The organism is Pseudomonas sp. OE 28.3, from assembly GCF_014268205.2.
GTDB lineage: Bacteria > Pseudomonadota > Gammaproteobacteria > Pseudomonadales > Pseudomonadaceae > Aquipseudomonas > Aquipseudomonas edaphica.
The window spans coordinates 5,097,809-5,115,836 of record NZ_CP077082.1; the positions used below are offsets into that span (position 1 = coordinate 5,097,809).

Genomic DNA, 18,028 nt, shown 5'->3' on the forward strand with positions numbered 1-18,028 from the left:
AGCCAGCTCCCGCAAGGGTTAGAACGCGTCGCCGGGCACGCGCACGAAGCCTTCCATCAACACCCGTGCGCTGCGGCTCATGATGGCTTTTTTTACTACCCATTCGCCGTTCACCTGGGTGGCTTCGGCACCGACGCGCAAGGTGCCGGACGGGTGCCCGAACCGCACCGCGTTGCGCTCGACACCACCGGCCGCGAGGTTGACCAGGGTGCCGGAAATCGCCGCCGCCGTGCCAATCGCCACCGCCGCCGTGCCCATCATCGCGTGGTGCAACTTGCCCATGGACAGTGCGCGCACCAGCAAATCCACATCACCGGCCTTGATTGCCTTGCCACTGGAGGCCACGTAATCCAAAGGTTTGGCCACAAACGCGACCTTCGGCGTGTGCTGGCGCTGGGCGGCTTCGTCCAAGTGTTTGATCAGGCCCATGCGCAACGCGCCATAGGCCCGCACGGTCTCGAACATTGCCAGGGCCTTCGGGTCGCTGTTGATCGCGCCTTGCAGCTCGGTGCCGGTGTAGCCGAGGTCTTGGGCGTTGATGAAAATCGTCGGGATACCGGCGTTGATCAGCGTCGCCTTGAAGGTGCCGACACCCGGTACTTCCAGGTCGTCGATCAGGTTGCCGGTGGGAAACATCGAGCCACCGCCGCCCTCTTCTTCCGCTGCCGGGTCCATGAACTCCAGCTGCACTTCGGCAGCCGGGAAGGTCACGCCGTCGAGCTCAAAGTCGCCGGTTTCCTGCACCGCGCCGTCGGTGATCGGCACGTGAGCGATGATGGTCTTGCCGATATTGGCCTGCCACACCCGCACCACCGCCACACCGTTATGCGGCACGCGGGCCGGGTCAACCAGGCCGGCGCTGATGGCAAACGAACCCACCGCCGCCGACAGGTTGCCGCAGTTGCCGCTCCAGTCGACAAACGGCTTGTCGATGGAGACCTGGCCAAACAGGTAATCCACGTCGTGATCGGCCCGGGTACTTTTGGCCAGGATCACGCTTTTGCTGGTGCTGGAGGTTGCACCGCCCATGCCGTCGATCTGCTTGTCGTAGGGGTCGGGGCTGCCGATGACCCGCAACAGCAAGGCGTCACGGGCGGCACCCGGCACCTGCGCCGACTCGGGCAGGTCCTTGAGGCTGAAAAACACGCCCTTGCTGGTGCCGCCACGCATGTAGGTGGCGGGGATCTTGATTTGCGCTGCGTGTGCCATGGTTATCCCCTTAAGCCGTCGCCGCCGATTCCAGGAAGTCCTGGGCAAACCGTTGCAACACGCCGCCCGCCTCGTAGATCGACACTTCTTCGGCGGTGTCCAGGCGGCACGTCACCGGCACTTCGACACGTTCGCCATTCTTGCGGTTGATCACCAGCGTCAGTTGCGCACGCGGGGTGCGTTGGCCGACCACGTCATAGGTTTCGCTGCCGTCGATCTTCAGTGTGTGGCGGTCGGTGCCCGGCAAAAATTCCAGCGGCAACACGCCCATGCCCACCAGGTTGGTACGGTGGATGCGCTCGAACCCTTCGGCGGCAATCGCCTCCACACCGGCCAGGCGTACGCCCTTGGCCGCCCAGTCGCGGGACGAGCCCTGGCCGTAGTCGGCGCCGGCGATAATGATCAGCGGCTGCTTGCGTTCCATGTAGGTTTCGATGGCTTCCCACATCCGCGTGACCTGGCCTTCGGGCTCGATACGCGCCAGGGAACCCTGCTTGACCTTGCCGTTTTCCACGACCATTTCGTTGAACAGCTTCGGGTTGGCGAAGGTTGCGCGCTGCGCGGTCAAGTGGTCGCCGCGATGGGTCGCGTAAGAGTTGAAGTCGACTTCCGGCAGGCCCATTTTCGCCAGGTATTCGCCGGCGGCGCTGTCGAGCATGATCGCGTTGGACGGCGACAGGTGGTCGGTGGTGATGTTGTCCGGCAGTACCGCCAGCGGGCGCATGCCCTTGAGCGGCCGCGCACCCGCCAACGCACCTTCCCAGTACGGTGGGCGACGGATGTAGGTGCTTTGCGGGCGCCAGTCGTACAGCGGCGCGACTTTGGGGCCAGTGTCTTCGTGGATCGCGAACATCGGGATGTAGACGGCGCGGAACTGCTCCGGTTTGACCGACGCCTTGACCACAGCGTCGATTTCTTCGTCGCTTGGCCAGATGTCTTTCAGGCGGATTTCCTTGCCGTCGGCATCCAGGCCCAGCACATCCTTTTCGATGTCGAAGCGGATGGTACCGGCAATCGCATAGGCCACCACCAACGGCGGCGAAGCCAGGAACGCTTGCTTGGCATACGGGTGAATACGCCCGTCGAAGTTGCGGTTACCCGACAGCACGGCAGTGGCGTACAGGTCGCGGTCGATGATTTCTTGTTGGATCACCGGGTCGAGCGCGCCGGACATGCCGTTGCAGGTGGTGCAGGCAAAGGCCACCACACCGAAGCCGAGTTTTTCCAGCTCATGGCCAAGGCTGGCTTCTTCCAGGTACATGGCCACGGTTTTCGAGCCCGGCGCCAGCGAGGATTTGACCCACGGTTTGCGCGTCAGTCCCAGCTGGTTGGCGTTACGTGCCAGCAAGCCTGCGGCAATCACGTTGCGCGGGTTGCTGGTGTTGGTGCAACTGGTAATGGCGGCGATGATCACCGCGCCGTCGGGCATTTGCCCCGGCACATCATCCCACTGACCGGAGATGCCTTGGGACGCCAGATCGCCGGTGGCAACACGCGCATGCGGGTTGCTCGGGCCGGCCATGTTACGCACGACGCTGGACAGGTCGAAGGTCAAGCCGCGCTCGTATTGCGCGCCCTTGAGGTCATCGGCCCACAGGCCGGTGTGGCGGGCGTATTGCTCGACCAACGTGACTTGTTCGTCTTCGCGGCCAGTGAGTTTCAGGTAGGCGATGGTTTGCTGGTCGATGTAGAACATCGCGGCGGTAGCGCCGTATTCCGGGGCCATGTTGGAGATGGTCGCGCGGTCGCCCAGTGTGAGTGCCGAAGCACCCTCGCCGAAGAACTCCAGCCACGCACCCACGACTTTCTGTTTACGCAGGAACTCGGTCAGCGCCAGCACCATGTCGGTGGCGGTGATGCCCGGTTGCAGCTTGCCCGTCAGCTCCACGCCGACACTTTCCGGCAGGCGCATCCACGAGGCGCGGCCGAGCATCACGCTCTCGGCTTCAAGGCCACCGACGCCGATGGCGATCACGCCCAGGGCATCCACGTGCGGGGTGTGGCTGTCGGTGCCGACGCAGGTATCGGGGAAGGCCACACCGTCACGCACCTGAATCACCGGGGACATTTTCTCCAGGTTGATCTGGTGCATGATGCCGTTGCCCGGCGGGATCACGTCGACGTTCTTGAAGGCCTTTTTGGTCCACTCGATAAAGTGAAAACGGTCTTCGTTGCGACGGTCTTCGATGGCGCGGTTTTTCTCGAATGCGTCCGGGTCAAAACCACCGGCTTCCACGGCCAGGGAGTGGTCGACGATCAGTTGGGTCGGCACCACCGGGTTGACCTGCGCCGGGTCACCGCCTTGCAGGGCGATCGCATCACGCAGGCCGGCAAGGTCGACCAACGCGGTCTGGCCGAGGATGTCATGGCACACCACACGCGCCGGGAACCATGGGAAGTCGAGGTCGCGTTTGCGTTCGATCAGTTGGCTCAGGGAAGCGTTGAGGGTGGCCGGGTCGCAGCGGCGTACCAGGTTTTCGGCGAGCACGCGCGAGGTGTACGGCAAGGTGGCATAGGCGCCGGGCGTGATTGCCTCGACAGCCGCGCGGGCGTCGAAGAAATCCAGGCGGCTGCCGGGCAGCGGTTTGCGAAATTCAGTGTTCATCGTCAGGACTCGGTCACGGTAGGTTCACAAGGCGAACTGTCGACACTGGCCTGGCTCTCTGTGGGAGCTGGCTTGCCTGCGATGGCATCACTGCGGTGTGACAGGTACACCAGGGTGATGCGATCGCAGGCAAGCCAGCTCCCACAGAAAAGCACATAGGCCAATGTGCCTGGTTCATGCCACTCAGCGACGTTCGATTGGCACGAACTTGCGCTGCTCAACGCCGATGTACTCGGCACTTGGACGGATGATGCGGTTGTTGGCGCGCTGCTCGAACACATGCGCAGCCCAGCCGGTCAGCCGCGAGCACACGAAGATCGGCGTGAACAGCTTGGTCGGGATGCCCATGAAGTGGTACGCCGAGGCATGGTAGAAGTCAGCATTGGGGAACAGCTTTTTCTGTTCCCACATGGTCTTGTCGATGGCTTCGGAGACCGGGAACAACACTTTATCGCCGACCTCATCCGCGAGTTTTTTCGCCCAGCCCTTGATCACTTCATTACGCGGGTCGCTGTCTTTGTAGATCGCGTGGCCAAAGCCCATGATCTTGTCTTTGCGCGCCAGCATGCCGAGGGTGCCTTCGACGGCTTCTTCGGCCGAACCGAAACGCTCGATCATCTCCATCGCGGCTTCGTTGGCGCCGCCATGCAACGGACCGCGCAGCGAGCCGATGGCGGCAGTCACGCAGGAATACAGGTCGGACAGGGTTGAAGCACACACGCGGGCGGTGAAGGTCGAGGCGTTGAATTCGTGCTCGGCGTAGAGGATCAGCGACACGTTCATGACTTTTTCATGCAACGCGCTGGGCTTCTTGCCATGCAGCAGGTGCAGGAAGTGGCCGCCGATGCTTGGCTCGTCGGTCACGCAGTCAATCTTCTTGCCGTCGTGGCTGAAGCGATACCAGTAGCACATGATTGCCGGGAAAGCGGCGAGCAGGCGGTCGGTGACATCGTGCTGCGCGCTGAAGTCTTTCTCGGGTTCGATATTGCCCAGGAACGAGCAACCGGTGCGCATCACGTCCATCGGGTGGGCGTCGGCAGGAATGCGTTCCAGCACTTCTTTAAGCGCTTGCGGCAGGTCGCGCAGTTTGCTGAGTTTGGCGCTGTAGGCAGCCAATTCGGTTTTGCTCGGCAACTCGCCGTAGAGCAGCAGGTAGGCGACCTCTTCAAATTGCGCATCGGCGGCCAGTTCACGCACGTCATAACCGCGATAGGTCAAGCCGGCACCGGCCTGGCCGACGGTGGACAGTGCAGTCTGCCCGGCCACCTGGCCACGCAGACCGGCACCACTCAGTACTTTTGCTTCAGCCATGGTTCTTCTCCAATTTTGTAGTTATTCAGGGAGGCGCGTTCGTTACTTTTTCGCGGCGAACAGCGCGTCGAGCTTCTGCTCGAAGGTGTGGTAGTCGATGCGATCGTAAAGCTCCATGCGGGTTTGCATGGTGTCGATGACGTTCTGTTGCGTACCGTCGCGACGAATCGCGGTGTAGACGTTCTCGGCAGCCTTGTTCATGGCGCGGAAAGCCGAGAGCGGGTACAGCACGATGGAAACATCGGCAGATTTCAGTTGATCGACTGTGTAGAGAGGGGTTGCACCGAACTCGGTGATGTTGGCCAGGATCGGGGCCTTTACCTTTGAGGCGAAGAGCTTGTACATCTCCAGCTCAGTGATGGCTTCCGGGAACACCATGTCGGCACCGGCTTCGATGCAGGCGGCGGCACGCTCCAGCGCCGACTCCAAACCTTCAACCGCCAGCGCGTCGGTGCGCGCCATGATCACGAAGCTGTCATCGGTGCGCGCGTCTACGGCGGCCTTGATGCGGTCGACCATTTCCTGCTGGGACACGATTTCTTTGTTCGGGCGATGCCCGCAACGCTTGGCGCCGACCTGGTCTTCGATATGGATGGCGGCGGCGCCGAACTTGATCATCGACTTGACGGTGCGCGCCACGTTAAAGGCCGAGGAGCCAAAACCGGTGTCGACGTCGACCAGCAGCGGCAGGTCGCACACGTCGGTGATGCGGCGTACGTCGGTGAGTACGTCGTCCAGGCCGGTGATGCCCAAGTCCGGCACGCCCAGGGAACCGGCAGCTACGCCGCCGCCTGACAGATAAATCGCCTTGAAACCGGCACGCTTGGCCAGCAGCGCGTGGTTGGCATTGATTGCGCCAACCACCTGCAAGGGCTGTTCGCTGGCAACGGCGTCACGAAAACGCTGGCCTGGAGTGGTTTTATTGTTGGAACTCATGACTCACCTCGTGATGAAGGAGCGCCGTCCGGGAAATGACGGGCAATATTGCGTTTGGAAGCGCCGATATGGCGGCGCATCAACAACTCGGCCAGTTCACCGTCGCGATCGGCAATCGCGTCAAGAATGCGGTGATGCTCGGCAAAAGCCTGGCGTGGACGATTCGGGGTGGCGGAGAACTGGATGCGGTACATACGCACCAATTGGTACAGCTCGCCGCAGAGCATTTGGGTAAGGGTGCGGTTACCGGCGCCTTGAATTATCCGGTAATGAAAATCGAAGTCGCCCTCCTGCTGGTAGTAGCCCAGGCCCGCCTGAAACGCTTCGTCGCGCTCATGGGTGTGCAACACCTGGCGCAGCTCTTCGATTTCGGCGTCGGTCATGCGCTCGGCGGCCAGGCGGCAGGCCATGCCTTCCAGGGACTCGCGGATTTCATACAGTTCGATCAGCTCGGCATGGCTCAAGGACACCACTCTTGCGCCCACATGAGGCACACGCACCAGCAGGCGCTGACCTTCGAGGCGGTGGATAGCCTCACGCAACGGGCCACGGCTGATGCCGTAGGTGCGCGCCAGTTCCGGTTCGGAGATCTTGCTGCCGGGAGCGATTTCACCCTTGACGATGGCGGCCTGGATACGCCGGAAGACGTTCTCTGACATGGTCTGGGAATCGTCTTGCGACACCACCGGAGTTTCCAGCTGATCCAGCATATTGTCGACACCTTTAAAAGCAATGTCGCAAAAACTAGCCAATCAAGCCTTATTAGTCAAAGAATAAATCCATATTGTCGACAATCGTCTAATAACCCTTGCCGCACCTTCGCTGGGCATGGCCGCCTGCCAGCGCTGGCGCCAGAAAAGCATCATGTTAGAATGCCCGCCGCTTTTGCCTGACATCACTTGATGAAACGGCGCACGAGGGAGTTTGCGCAGCAATGCCAGTCGCCTTGAATTGAACATCGCACTGCACCGCGTCAGGATCTATGAGACTCAAGCCCTTCCTTCTTATTTGCCTACTGTGCATACCTGGCCTTGGCGTTGCCGCCGAGAAGACCGTGTATGGCCTGAATGAATACGCCAAATTGGCCGGCATCGACCTGGAAGTCGCCGCCAAACTCGACACCGGCGCCAAGACTGCCTCGTTGAGCGCCCGCGATATCAAGCGTTTCAAGCGCGACGGCGAATCCTGGGTACGCTTTTATCTCGCCATCGACACCGCCCATTCCCACCCCATCGAACGCCCCCTGGCCCGCGTCAGCAAGATCAAGCGCCGCGCCGGTGACTACGACCCCGATGAGGACAAGAACTACACCGCCCGCCCAGTGATCTCCCTGGATATCTGCATGGGCACCGCTTTACGCAGCATCGAAGTGAACTTGACTGACCGCAGCGCCTTCCAATACCCGCTGCTGATCGGCTCCGAAGCGTTGAAACGCTTTGATGCGCTGGTCGACCCCAGTCTTAAATACGCAGCGGGCAAACCCGCCTGCGCCGCCGACGCTCATACCGCCGAGTAAACCGAATGCGCTCTCTGACCCTGCACCTGAGAATCCTGATCACCATCCTGGTGGTGTTGGGTATTTCGGTCACCGCCTATCAGATTTTCGTGCTGGGAATTCCCGTCACCGAAGACGCCACCGACGACCTGTGGAACATCGACGCCAAGGTCGAGTTCGTCGCCAACCCCAAGGACCCGGTGAAGATCTCGATGTTCGTGCCGCCCCTGAGCCGCGACTTCGTCAGTCTCAATGAAAGCTTTATTTCCAATAACTACGGCGTGAGCGTCAACCGCACCGACGGCAACCGCAAGGTCACCTGGTCGGCGCGCCGGGCCAAAGGCAAGCAGACCCTGTATTACCGCCTGGTGCTGACCAAGCGCTACAGCGGTGAAAAGGTCAAGGTCAAAGGCCCGACTTTTCGTGACAGCATCGCTGTGGAAGGCCCGGAAAAAATCGCCGCCGAAGCCCTGCTGGCGCCGATCCGCCAGCATTCGGCCGACGTCGAGACATTTATCACCGAGGCGATCAAGCGCACCAACAACCTCAACGACGACAATGTAAAGCTATTGCTGGCGGGCGACCCGTCCACGCCACACAAAGCCAAGATCGTCGAACTGTTGCTGTCCATCGCCCATGTGCCGGTGGAAAAAGTCCACACCATCCGGCTAGTCGCCGACCAGCCGCAAACTCCGGAACTGTGGCTGCGCAGCTTCAACGGCAATGACTGGCTGTACTTCAACCCGGAAACCGGCGAGCAAGGCCTGCCGTCCGACCGGCTGCTGTGGTGGACCGGCGATGAAAACCTGATCACGGTGGATGGCGGCAAGAAGGCCGCAGTGACCTTCAGCCTCAACAACAGCGAGATGAACGCGATTCGCCTGGCCAAGCTGACGGACGAAAACACCGACGCCAATTTCCTCGAATACTCGTTGTACGGCCTGCCGCTGCAAACCCAGCAAACCTTCATGATCATGGTAATGATCCCCATCGGCGTGCTGGTGATTCTGATCCTGCGCAACCTGATCGGCCTGCAAACCCTGGGCACCTTCACCCCGGTACTGATCGCCCTGGCGTTTCGCGAGACGCAATTGGGCTTCGGCATTGCGCTGTTTACTATCATCACCGCGCTGGGCCTGTCGCTCAGATCGTACCTGGAACACTTGAAGCTGCAGATGCTGCCGAGGCTCTCGGTGGTGCTGACCTTTGTGGTGGTGCTGATTGCGGCCATCAGCCTGTTCAGCCACAAGCTGGGCCTGGAACGCGGGTTGTCGGTAGCACTGTTCCCGATGGTGATTCTGACCATGACCATCGAGCGCCTGTCGATCACCTGGGAAGAACGTGGCGCCAACCATGCGTTGAAAGTGGCCGTGGGCACACTGTTCGCCGCCGCCCTGGCGCACATCATCATGAGCGTGCCGGAGCTGGTCTACTTTGTGTTCACCTTCCCGGCCATCCTGTTGATCCTGGTGGGTTTCATGCTGGCCATGGGTCGCTATCGCGGCTATCGCCTGACCGAGCTGGTGCGTTTCAAGGCCTTCCTCAAGGCTGATTCGTAATGTTCGGCTTCTGGAAAACCTGGAAGGCCCTCGAAGCACGAGGGATCATGGGCATCAACCGGCGTAACGCCGACTACGTGCTCAAGTACAACAAGCGCAGCCTGTACCCGATCGTGGATGACAAGATCATCACCAAGGAACGGGCGATTGCGGCGGGCATCCATGTGCCCGAGATGTACGGGATCATTTCCACCGAGAAGGAAATCGACAAGCTCGACGAGATCATCGGCGGGCGCAGCGACTTCGTGATCAAACCGGCCCAGGGTGCCGGCGGTGATGGCATCCTGGTGGTAGCCGACCGGTTTGAAGGGCGCTACCGCACGGTGTCCGGCAAGATCATCAGCCATGAAGAAATCGAGCACCAGATCTCCAGCATCCTCACCGGTTTGTACTCCCTGGGCGGCCACCGCGACCGCGCACTGATCGAATACCGCGTGGTGCCCGACCAGATCTTCAAGAGCATCAGCTACGAAGGCGTGCCGGATATCCGCATTATCGTGCTGATGGGCTACCCGGTGATGGCCATGCTGCGTCTGCCGACCCGCCAGTCCGGCGGCAAGGCCAACCTGCACCAGGGCGCGATTGGCGTGGGTGTGGACCTCGCCACCGGCCTGACACTGCGCGGCACCTGGCTGAACAACATCATCACCAAACACCCCGACACCACCAACGCGGTGGATGGCGTGCAACTGCCCAACTGGGACGGGTTCATGAAGCTCGCGGCCGGCTGCTATGAGCTGTGCGGGCTGGGCTATATCGGCGTGGACATGGTGCTGGACCAGGAAAAAGGTCCGTTGATCCTGGAGCTGAATGCGCGACCGGGGCTGAATATCCAGATCGCTAACGACTGCGGTTTGACGTTGCGTACCCATGCGGTTGAAGCGCGACTGGACGAACTCAAAGCGGCTGGCGTGACCGAAACTGCGGAAGAACGCGTGAAGTTTGTGCAGGAAATGTTTGGGCATATTCCTGCGGTAGAAGGCTGATGGCCTCATCGCAGGCAAGCCAGCTCCCACACGCGATCAACCAGTGGGCGCTGGCTTGCCTGCGATAGCTTTCTGACAAGCAACACCTCTATCCAGCTATCACCGACATCCCCTCTAGGACCAAACCCTTCAGGGGACTACAATCGCCACCCCCACGCCAACAGCTGATCCACCCTGCAATGTCGACCTGCTCCGTACACCCGATGCCCTACCGGGCCAACCCCGCCGACTACTTTGCGGCGATTCGTCATGCCCCTGGCGCAGTGCTGCTCGACAGTGGCCGCCCGGCTGCCGAACGCGGGCGTTATGACTTGCTCAGCGCCTGGCCGCGAGCGACATTGACGGTTGCGCCTGACGAAAGTGGCGGTGATTTCCTGCAACGCTTGCGGACCAACCTGACGCAGTTGGGCGAAGCGGATCTGCCTGCAGGTTATGCGCTGCCGTTTGCTGGCGGCCTGATTGGCTACTTGAGTTATGACTTTGGCCGGCACTTGGAGCAAATGCCTGATTGGGCTGTGGATGACCTGCACCTGCCGGATGCGCGCTTCGGGCTGTATGCCTGGGCGCTGATCAGCGATCACCAGGCACAGACCAGCCAGTTGGTCTTTCACCCCACGTTGGCCGACAGCGAACGGCTGCGGTTGGTCAACCTGTTCGGGCAACCTGCTGCTGAATCATCTGACACCTTCAAGCTCAACGGTCCCATGGCACCGGAGCTCACGCCCGAGGCCTACCGACAGGCCATCGCGCGTATTCAGGACTACATCCAGGCGGGCGACTGCTACCAGGTCAACTTTGCGCAACGTTTTCGCGCGCCCTGTAGCGGCGATCCCTGGGTGGCGTATTGCGCGTTGCGCGAGGCCTGCCCTACCCCGTTTTCCGGGTTTCAGAGCCTGCCCGATGACGGCGCGGTACTCAGTTTGTCGCCGGAACGATTCGTGCAGATCAGCAAACGCCAGGTCGAAACCCGCCCAATCAAAGGCACCCGCCCGCGGGGTTTGACGCCTGAAGAAGACGCCGCCAACGCCGCCGAACTTCTGGCCAGCGCCAAGGATCGCGCCGAAAACCTGATGATCGTCGACCTGCTGCGCAACGATCTCGGCCGCACTTGCCGCACCGGCTCGGTGAAAGTGCCGGAGTTGTTCAGCCTGGAAAGTTATCCCAATGTGCACCATTTGGTGAGCAGCGTGACGGGGGTGCTGGCCGACGACAAAGACGCCCTCGACCTGATCGCCGGCAGCTTCCCTGGCGGCTCCATCACCGGCGCGCCGAAGATTCGCGCAATGCAGATCATCGATGAGCTGGAGCCGACCCGACGCGGGTTGTACTGCGGCTCGCTGGTGTATCTGGATGTACGCGGCGAGATGGACAGCTCCATCGCCATCCGCAGTTTGCTGGTCAAGGATGGGCACGTGAACTGCTGGGGCGGTGGCGGGATCGTGGCGGATTCGGAGTGGGAGGCGGAGTATCAAGAGTCGCTGACCAAGGTGCGGGTCTTGTTACACACTTTGGAAAACCTGTAGCACCCCGCCTTTCCTGGCGCTCGTACGCGGCGCCCAGCGACAGAAAAAACTGAATCAGAACGGCTGTGGACGCAGTATGAGCGGGCGGATAGCGTCCGGCTCAGACCGTCCACCCGCCACCTGTGAAGGATCACATGAAGCGAATGCCTACTCGTCAGAAATTATTTCCGGGATTGCATCTCACACGAACCCCACCTAATATCTCCCAAATTGGGAGGGCGCAGCGATGCGGATAATCGCCCTCTCTACCTTAAGGACATTCTGGGAAAGCCATCGCGCTCATACCGATGCCAAAACACCGCTGGTCGAACTGTATCGCCATATGGAGAGGACCACTTACACAACGCCACAGGCACTCAAGGCAGAGCTTGGAACGGCGAGCATTCTCAAGGGCGGCAGAGTTGTTTTCAACGTGGGCGGCAACAAGTATCGAGTGATCATGGCGATCGACTATCAACGACAGCTGGGGTTCGTGCGTTTCGTGGGAACCCATATGCAGTACGACCAGATCAACGCGGAGACCGTGTGATGAACATCAAACCTATTCATTCCCAGGAAGACCTGACCGCTGCGCTTGCGCGTGTGGAGCAGCTCTGGGGCGCGGACATTGGCTCGCCAGAGGGTGACGAGCTGGAAATTCTTGCCGTGCTTATTGAGAAATACGAGGCGGAACACTTTCCCATGCCGCCTTCGGACCCAGTGGAGGCGATCAGATTTCGCATGGAGCAATTAGGCATGACTGCCCGTGATCTGGAGCCCTTTATCGGCACCAGTGGGCGGGTGTCAGAGGTGCTGAACCACAAGCGCAAGCTGAGCCTTTCGATGATCAAGCGGCTGCATGAAGGCTTGAGCATTCCATATGAGCGGTTACTGGCCGGGGTTTAAGCAATGGCCGCGCGGGCCTCATCGCGGGCAAGCCAGCTCCCACAGGTTGACCGCATTCAGTGTGGGAGCTGGCTTGCCTGCGATGGGGCCATCAACAGCGCTGAGTCACTTACAGGCTCAACTGCCGATTCGACGCCTTGATGAACGCTTTCTTCAAGTCCTCAAAGGTATGCACCGCCGGGAACTGCGGGAACTCGCGAATCACGTTTTCTGGAGCATGGAACAGAATCCCACGGTCAGCTTCACCCAGCATCGTGGTGTCGTTGTAGGAATCGCCAGCGGCGATCACGCGGTAGTAAAGGGTCTTGAACGCCAGCACGGATTGGCGCTTAGGGTCTTTCTGACGCAGTTGATAGCTCACCACTCGATCATTTTCATCAGTGATCAGGCGGTGGCACAACAAGGTCGGGAAACCCAGCTGGCGCATCAACGGCTGGGAGAATTCGTAGAAGGTGTCCGACAGAATCACCACCTGGAAGCGTTCGCGCAACCAGTTGACGAACTCGATGGCGCCGTCCAGCGGCTTGAGGGTCGCGATTACTTCCTGGATATCGGCGAGTTTGAGGCCATGCTCGTCAAGAATGCGCAGACGCTGCTTCATCAACACGTCGTAATCGGGAATGTCACGGGTGGTTGCCCGCAGGGATTCAATACCGGTTTTTTCGGCGAAGGCGATCCAGATTTCCGGAACCAGCACCCCTTCCAGGTCGAGACAGGCAATTTCCACAAGACACTCCTATTGGATGTTGTTAGTTGAGCGAGCAAAAGGACTGCCGAACTCTAGCGATTCAAGCGCGGCGCCGCAACGCAGAGCGGATTTTGATACCATCACTCCCCTATAGAGCGCTCAGCGCCACTGACCTGTAGGAACCGTCCTGATGAACCAAGCCTTCGACGTCGCTGAACTCGCCGCGACTTATGCCAACAAATCCGCTCAGGACATTCTCAAGCTGGCATTCAGCCAGTTTGGTGATGACCTGTGGATTTCCTTCAGCGGTGCCGAGGATGTGGTGCTGGTCGATATGGCTTGGAAGCTGAACAAGAACGTCAAGGTGTTCAGCCTCGACACCGGCCGTCTGCACCCGGAGACCTACCGGTTTATCGAGCAGGTGCGCGACTTCTACAAAATCGACATCGAGCTGATCTCGCCGGACCAGAGCAAGCTGGAACCCTTCGTCAAGGAAAAGGGCCTGTTCAGCTTCTATAAAGACGGCCATGGTGAATGCTGCGGCGTGCGCAAGATCGAACCGCTGCGGCGCAAACTGTCCGGCGTAAACGCCTGGGCCACCGGCCAACGGCGCGACCAAAGCCCCGGCACCCGCAGCCAGGTGGCGGCGCTGGAGATCGATACAGCGTTCTCCACCCCGGAGCGCACCCTGTACAAATTCAACCCGCTGGCGCAGATGACCAGCGAGGAAGTCTGGGGCTACATCCGCATGCTGGAGCTGCCCTACAACAGCCTGCATGAGCGCGGTTTTATCAGCATCGGCTGCGAGCCCTGCACCCGCCCGGTATTGCCTAACCAGCATGAGCGCGAAGGCCGCTGGTGGTGGGAAGAAGCCACGCAGAAGGAATGCGGGCTGCATGCCGGGAATATCATCAGCAAGGCTTGAGGGCTGACGCTGTAAAAATGTGGGAGCGGGCTTGCCCGCGATTGCGGTGGATCAGTCACTTATAAGTCGACTGAGAGGCCGCCTTCGCGGGCAAGCCCGCTCCCACATTTTGTTTTGGGCAGCCCCTAGAAATGTACACACTAATGTAACCATAAGTGCCATTTATGTGTGCAATCCGTATTCTCCCGCACCAAAACGTAACACTCATTTCCTAACGCTGCTTCCCTCTTAAATAAAGCGCCTCCCCACAAAAAATAAATACCTGTTCAATCGGTCAATTTATATTGCTTTTAATTCAGTAATTTATTCAACAGACCTATAAAAACGAAATTAACCCTGATTTTCATAGACCCAAAACTGGCACGCATGTGGCTTAAGGTGAATTGCTCTTTGTATACAATAAATACAAAACATACATACACTTTGCCATCTGCAGCGTTCCTGCAGATGCGCCGGAGCCTGCCGGAATGCGTACAAGCCTCTCGAATGACATCGCACTGGATCTGCCCTCCTCCGCCCTGAATCTCGAGGCCGCAAGCCCCGGCCCATTGGTGCTCAGCCCGCGCCTGCATAACAAGGACCTGGCTCCCACCAAAGCCGAAGGACGACGCTGGGGGCGCTACAGCATCTTCGCGTTGTGGACCAACGACGTGCACAACATCGCCAACTATTCGTTTGCCATCGGCCTGTATGCGCTGGGCCTCGGCGGCTGGCAGATTCTGCTGTCCCTGGGGATCGGCGCAGCGCTGGTGTATTTCTTCATGAACTTGTCGGGGTTTATGGGCCAGAAAACCGGCGTGCCGTTTCCGGTGATCAGTCGTATCAGTTTCGGCATCCATGGTGCGCAGATCCCGGCGTTGATCCGTGCGGTGATTGCGATTGCCTGGTTTGGTATCCAGACCTACCTGGCCTCGGTGGTTTTCCGTGTGTTGCTGTCGGCAATTCATCCAGGATTTTCCGACTATGACCACAACTCCATTCTCGGCCTGTCGACCTTGGGTTGGGCGTGTTTCATCACGATCTGGTTTGTGCAACTGGCGATCCTGGCGTACGGCATGGAAATGGTGCGCCGCTATGAAGCCTTCGCCGGGCCGGTGATTCTGGTGACCGTGGCTTCGCTGGCCGGTTGGATGTACTTCCAGGTCGGCGGCAATATTGCCTGGTCGATCCGCGAGCCTTTGAGCGGTGGCGAGATGTGGCGCAACATCTTTGCCGGTGGCGCGCTGTGGCTGAGCATCTATGGCACGCTGATCCTCAATTTTTGCGATTTCGCGCGCTCCTCGCCGTGCCGCAAGACCATCCTGGTCGGTAACTTCTGGGGTTTGCCGGTAAATATTCTGGTGTTTGCCGCGATCACCGTGTTGCTCTGCGGCGGGCAGTTCCAGCTCAATGGCCGGGTGATCGAAAGCCCGACCGAAATCATTGCGGCCATCCCCAATACCTTCTTCCTCGTGCTCGGCTGCCTGGCGTTCCTGATCGTTACCGTGGCGGTGAACATCATGGCCAACTTTGTCGCGCCAGCCTTTGTGCTCAGCAACCTGGCGCCCAAGTACCTGAACTTCCGGCGGGCCGGGCTGATCAGCGCCACCGTGGCGGTGCTGATCCTGCCGTGGAACCTCTACAACAGCCCGCTGGTGATCGTGTATTTCCTCTCCGGGCTGGGTGCGCTGCTGGGGCCGTTGTATGGGGTGATCATGGTCGATTATTGGCTGATCCGTAAAAGCCAGGTGGATGTACTGCAGCTGTATAGCGAAGACCCGAATGGCGTTTATTACTACAGCCGTGGGGTCAATTTACGCGCGGTCGCGGCGTTTATTCCTGCGGCAATCATCGCCATTCTGCTGGCACTGTTACCCGGTTTTGCCAGCGTCGCACCGTTTTCCTGGCTGTTTGGCGCCGGTATTGCAGGGCTGTTGTACTTGCTGATCGCCAAGCGCCAAACGTTCTACGCCGATGTCAGCGGCGAAAGCATTGCAGTCGATAACGCCAGTCATTAATCAAGGACATTCCATGCGCATCCTCGTGGTCAACGTCAACACCACCGCGTCAATCACCGACACCATCGCCCAGCAGGCGCGGGCTGTGGCTTCACCAGGCACCGAAATCGTCGGGCTTACCCCGTACTTTGGCGCCGAATCGGTGGAAGGCAACTTTGAAAGCTACCTGGCCGCCATCGCCGTGATGGACCGGGTGATGGCCTACGACCAACCGTTTGATGCGGTGATCCAGGCCGGCTACGGCGAACATGGCCGTGAAGGTTTGCAGGAATTGCTCAACGTGCCGGTGGTGGACATCACAGAAGCGGCGGCCAGCACGGCGATGTTTCTGGGCCATGCCTATTCGGTGGTCACCACCCTGGACCGCACCGTGCCGTTGATCGAAGACCGCCTGAAACTCGCAGGTCTCTATCAACGCTGCGCCTCGGTGCGCGCCAGCGGCATGGCGGTGCTGGAGCTGGAAGAAGACCCGCTGGCCGCCATGGAAGCCATCGTGCGCGAGGCGGAGCTGGCCATTCGCGACGACAAGGCCGAAGTGATCTGCCTGGGCTGCGGCGGCATGGCCGGGCTGGATGAGCAGATTCGCCAGCGTACCGGCGTGCCGGTGGTGGACGGCGTCACGGCGGCGGTCACCATTGCCGAATCGCTGGTGCGCCTGGGGTTGTCGACGTCGAAAATCAGGACTTATGCAACACCACGGCCGAAGAAGGTGATCGGCTGGCCAGGCCACCGCTGAAGGCATCCATATTCTCCTGTGGCGAGCAGGCTTGCCCTGCGTTGGGCTGCGCAGCGGCCCCAGTAAACACACTGAAGTTCCTTCTGAAAGTACTCAGCGCCTGGATTTGGGGCTGCTTCGCAGCCCAACGCAGGGCAAGCCTGCTCGCCACAACGGGCGCCTTACTACAGACGATGGCCGCGACTCGGTAGATGGTAGTGATCAAATCGCGCTGAACGCTTGCCCCAGTTTCTGCTCGGTAAACTGCTCGATGATGAAATCCACAAACGCCCGGGTCTTGCCGGGCAGTAGTTTGTGTTCGGCGTAGTAGATGGAGATGTTGCCGTCGTCGACATACCAATCGGGCAGTACGCGTACCAACTTACCGCTCGCCAGCCAAGGCACGGCAAACGGCATGCTCACCAGCGCAATGCCCAACCCCTGGTCTGCCGCGACGCAGGCCGCCTGGGAATCGCTCATGGTCATGCGCGCCTTGAGGTGCAACGGGCCGTGCTCGCCGTGGCGACCGGTCAGTTGCCAGGAACGCACACGGCCGGTTTGTGGCGAACGAATCAGGATGCCATCGCAGTGCTCAAGGTCTGCCGGCTGCACAACCTCCGCATGTGCCGTCAGGTAATCGGGCGAGGCCACCAGCACTCGATGCGCCGGCGCGAGCTTGCGTGCGACCACCCCCTGAGGCAGCTCAAACCCACCGCCCAGTGCGGCGTCAAAGCCCTGCCCAATCAGATCGACCTGACGGTTATCAAAATGCCAGTCGGGGCTGATACCCGGGAAGCGCTTCAGAAACTCGCCCAGCAACGGCACGATGTACAAACACCCCACCACCGTGCCCATGCTGACTTTCAAGGTGCCCACCGGCCGCCCTTCGGCGCTGGCCAAGTTAGCCACGGCATTCTGGATGGTGGTGAGGCTGGCGCTGACTTCTTCGAGAAACAGCTTGCCGGCTTCCGTCAGCGTCAGCCGCCGGGTGCTACGCTGAAACAGCCGAACACCCAGGCGTGCTTCCAGCTTGGCGACGCTTTTACCGACCGCCGCCGGGGTCAAACTCAGATGCCGGGCGGCTTCGGCAAAGCTGCCACCTTCGGCGCTGCGCACAAAACATTCGATACTGCCAAAGCTCTCCATATCGACCACTCTAAACTTTTGGTTTACACAGACTATAGCAATCACGGT

At 60.1% G+C, this 18,028-nt stretch carries 16 protein-coding genes; 9 read left to right on the forward strand and 7 right to left on the reverse strand.

The window, feature by feature from the left end; translation table 11 throughout:
• Positions 1 to 18: 18 nt before the first annotated feature.
• The 5 genes from prpF to HU759_RS22755 form a co-directional block, all read right to left on the reverse strand.
• Complete coding sequence (prpF, locus tag HU759_RS22735) at positions 19 to 1,209, reverse strand: 2-methylaconitate cis-trans isomerase PrpF (RefSeq protein WP_186617530.1); 1,191 nt, start codon at positions 1,207 to 1,209, stop codon at positions 19 to 21.
• Positions 1,210 to 1,219: 10 nt separating this feature from the next.
• Positions 1,220 to 3,814, reverse strand: a complete 2,595-nt coding sequence (gene acnD, locus HU759_RS22740) for a Fe/S-dependent 2-methylisocitrate dehydratase AcnD (RefSeq protein WP_186617529.1) — start codon at positions 3,812 to 3,814, stop codon at positions 1,220 to 1,222.
• Between the two features lie 183 nt (positions 3,815 to 3,997).
• A complete protein-coding gene (prpC, locus tag HU759_RS22745) occupies positions 3,998 to 5,125 on the reverse strand; it encodes a 2-methylcitrate synthase (RefSeq protein WP_017134743.1) in 1,128 nt (375 codons plus the stop codon).
• A gap of 42 nt (positions 5,126 to 5,167) precedes the next feature.
• Positions 5,168 to 6,061: a methylisocitrate lyase gene (gene prpB / locus HU759_RS22750; protein ID WP_017134742.1), complete on the reverse strand. Its 894-nt coding sequence runs from the start codon at positions 6,059 to 6,061 to the stop codon at positions 5,168 to 5,170.
• On the reverse strand, positions 6,058 to 6,771 hold the full coding sequence (locus tag HU759_RS22755) for a GntR family transcriptional regulator (RefSeq protein ID WP_017134741.1): 714 nt from the start codon (positions 6,769 to 6,771) through the stop codon (positions 6,058 to 6,060). Before HU759_RS22755 ends, prpB begins: the two co-directional genes overlap by 4 nt.
• A gap of 272 nt (positions 6,772 to 7,043) precedes the next feature.
• On the opposite strand from HU759_RS22755, the gene HU759_RS22760 reads away from it, so the two are divergent.
• The 6 genes from HU759_RS22760 (at position 7,044) to HU759_RS22785 (ending at position 12,509) form a co-directional block, all read left to right on the forward strand.
• The gene (locus HU759_RS22760; protein WP_017134740.1) at positions 7,044 to 7,577 is read left to right on the forward strand and encodes an ATP-dependent zinc protease; all 534 of its coding nucleotides are present in this window, start codon (positions 7,044 to 7,046) and stop codon (positions 7,575 to 7,577) included.
• A 5-nt stretch (positions 7,578 to 7,582) separates the two neighbouring features.
• Positions 7,583 to 9,115, forward strand: coding sequence for an inactive transglutaminase family protein (locus tag HU759_RS22765; protein ID WP_017134739.1), 1,533 nt, complete (start codon positions 7,583 to 7,585; stop codon positions 9,113 to 9,115).
• Positions 9,115 to 10,101, forward strand: a complete 987-nt coding sequence (locus tag HU759_RS22770; protein WP_017134738.1) for an alpha-L-glutamate ligase-like protein — start codon at positions 9,115 to 9,117, stop codon at positions 10,099 to 10,101. The genes HU759_RS22765 and HU759_RS22770 overlap by 1 nt, the downstream gene beginning before the upstream one ends.
• Positions 10,102 to 10,280: 179 nt before the next feature.
• Entirely contained in the window at positions 10,281 to 11,624 is a 1,344-nt protein-coding gene (gene pabB / locus HU759_RS22775; RefSeq protein ID WP_017134737.1) for an aminodeoxychorismate synthase component I, read from the forward strand.
• Between the two features lie 226 nt (positions 11,625 to 11,850).
• Entirely contained in the window at positions 11,851 to 12,153 is a 303-nt protein-coding gene (locus HU759_RS22780) for a type II toxin-antitoxin system HigB family toxin (protein WP_017134736.1), read from the forward strand.
• Positions 12,153 to 12,509, forward strand: coding sequence for a transcriptional regulator (locus HU759_RS22785; RefSeq protein WP_099548788.1), 357 nt, complete (start codon positions 12,153 to 12,155; stop codon positions 12,507 to 12,509). The genes HU759_RS22780 and HU759_RS22785 overlap by 1 nt, the downstream gene beginning before the upstream one ends.
• Before the next feature lie 109 nt (positions 12,510 to 12,618).
• On the opposite strand, the gene thrH is transcribed toward HU759_RS22785, so the two are convergent.
• Positions 12,619 to 13,236 carry a bifunctional phosphoserine phosphatase/homoserine phosphotransferase ThrH gene (thrH, locus tag HU759_RS22790; RefSeq protein ID WP_017134734.1) on the reverse strand — a complete coding sequence of 206 codons (618 nt, stop codon included), beginning with the start codon at positions 13,234 to 13,236 and terminating at the stop codon, positions 12,619 to 12,621.
• 151 nt (positions 13,237 to 13,387) lie between these two features.
• Here thrH and HU759_RS22795 point away from each other — a divergent pair, with 151 nt between their 5' ends.
• From HU759_RS22795 to HU759_RS22805, 3 genes are all read left to right on the forward strand, one after another.
• Complete coding sequence (locus HU759_RS22795) at positions 13,388 to 14,122, forward strand: phosphoadenylyl-sulfate reductase (RefSeq protein ID WP_017134733.1); 735 nt, start codon at positions 13,388 to 13,390, stop codon at positions 14,120 to 14,122.
• A 467-nt stretch (positions 14,123 to 14,589) separates the two neighbouring features.
• The gene (locus HU759_RS22800) at positions 14,590 to 16,119 is read left to right on the forward strand and encodes an NCS1 family nucleobase:cation symporter-1 (protein ID WP_099548787.1); all 1,530 of its coding nucleotides are present in this window, start codon (positions 14,590 to 14,592) and stop codon (positions 16,117 to 16,119) included.
• Positions 16,120 to 16,132: 13 nt separating this feature from the next.
• A complete protein-coding gene (locus tag HU759_RS22805; protein WP_099548786.1) occupies positions 16,133 to 16,855 on the forward strand; it encodes an aspartate/glutamate racemase family protein in 723 nt (240 codons plus the stop codon).
• Between the two features lie 201 nt (positions 16,856 to 17,056).
• Here the strand turns inward: HU759_RS22805 and HU759_RS22810 are convergent, their stop codons facing one another.
• Positions 17,057 to 17,980 carry a LysR family transcriptional regulator gene (locus tag HU759_RS22810; protein ID WP_186617528.1) on the reverse strand — a complete coding sequence of 308 codons (924 nt, stop codon included), beginning with the start codon at positions 17,978 to 17,980 and terminating at the stop codon, positions 17,057 to 17,059.
• Positions 17,981 to 18,028 lie beyond the last annotated feature (48 nt).

Excerpts from the sequence above, each read along its gene's own strand:
- HU759_RS22805 (WP_099548786.1), top strand. The coding sequence starts at position 16,133 with ATGCGCATCCTCGTGGTCAACGTCAACACCACCGCGTCAATCACCGAC.
- HU759_RS22780 (WP_017134736.1), top strand. The coding sequence starts at position 11,851 with ATGCGGATAATCGCCCTCTCTACCTTAAGGACATTCTGGGAAAGCCAT.
- prpC (WP_017134743.1), bottom strand. The coding sequence starts at position 5,125 with ATGGCTGAAGCAAAAGTACTGAGTGGTGCCGGTCTGCGTGGCCAGGTG.
- HU759_RS22760 (WP_017134740.1), top strand. The coding sequence starts at position 7,044 with ATGAGACTCAAGCCCTTCCTTCTTATTTGCCTACTGTGCATACCTGGC.
- HU759_RS22795 (WP_017134733.1), top strand. The coding sequence starts at position 13,388 with ATGAACCAAGCCTTCGACGTCGCTGAACTCGCCGCGACTTATGCCAAC.
- HU759_RS22800 (WP_099548787.1), top strand. The coding sequence starts at position 14,590 with ATGCGTACAAGCCTCTCGAATGACATCGCACTGGATCTGCCCTCCTCC.
- HU759_RS22810 (WP_186617528.1), bottom strand. The coding sequence starts at position 17,980 with ATGGAGAGCTTTGGCAGTATCGAATGTTTTGTGCGCAGCGCCGAAGGT.
- HU759_RS22785 (WP_099548788.1), top strand. The coding sequence starts at position 12,153 with ATGAACATCAAACCTATTCATTCCCAGGAAGACCTGACCGCTGCGCTT.
- prpF (WP_186617530.1), bottom strand. The coding sequence starts at position 1,209 with ATGGCACACGCAGCGCAAATCAAGATCCCCGCCACCTACATGCGTGGC.
- prpB (WP_017134742.1), bottom strand. The coding sequence starts at position 6,061 with ATGAGTTCCAACAATAAAACCACTCCAGGCCAGCGTTTTCGTGACGCC.
- pabB (WP_017134737.1), top strand. The coding sequence starts at position 10,281 with ATGTCGACCTGCTCCGTACACCCGATGCCCTACCGGGCCAACCCCGCC.
- HU759_RS22765 (WP_017134739.1), top strand. The coding sequence starts at position 7,583 with ATGCGCTCTCTGACCCTGCACCTGAGAATCCTGATCACCATCCTGGTG.
- HU759_RS22755 (WP_017134741.1), bottom strand. The coding sequence starts at position 6,771 with ATGCTGGATCAGCTGGAAACTCCGGTGGTGTCGCAAGACGATTCCCAG.
- acnD (WP_186617529.1), bottom strand. The coding sequence starts at position 3,814 with ATGAACACTGAATTTCGCAAACCGCTGCCCGGCAGCCGCCTGGATTTC.
- HU759_RS22770 (WP_017134738.1), top strand. The coding sequence starts at position 9,115 with ATGTTCGGCTTCTGGAAAACCTGGAAGGCCCTCGAAGCACGAGGGATC.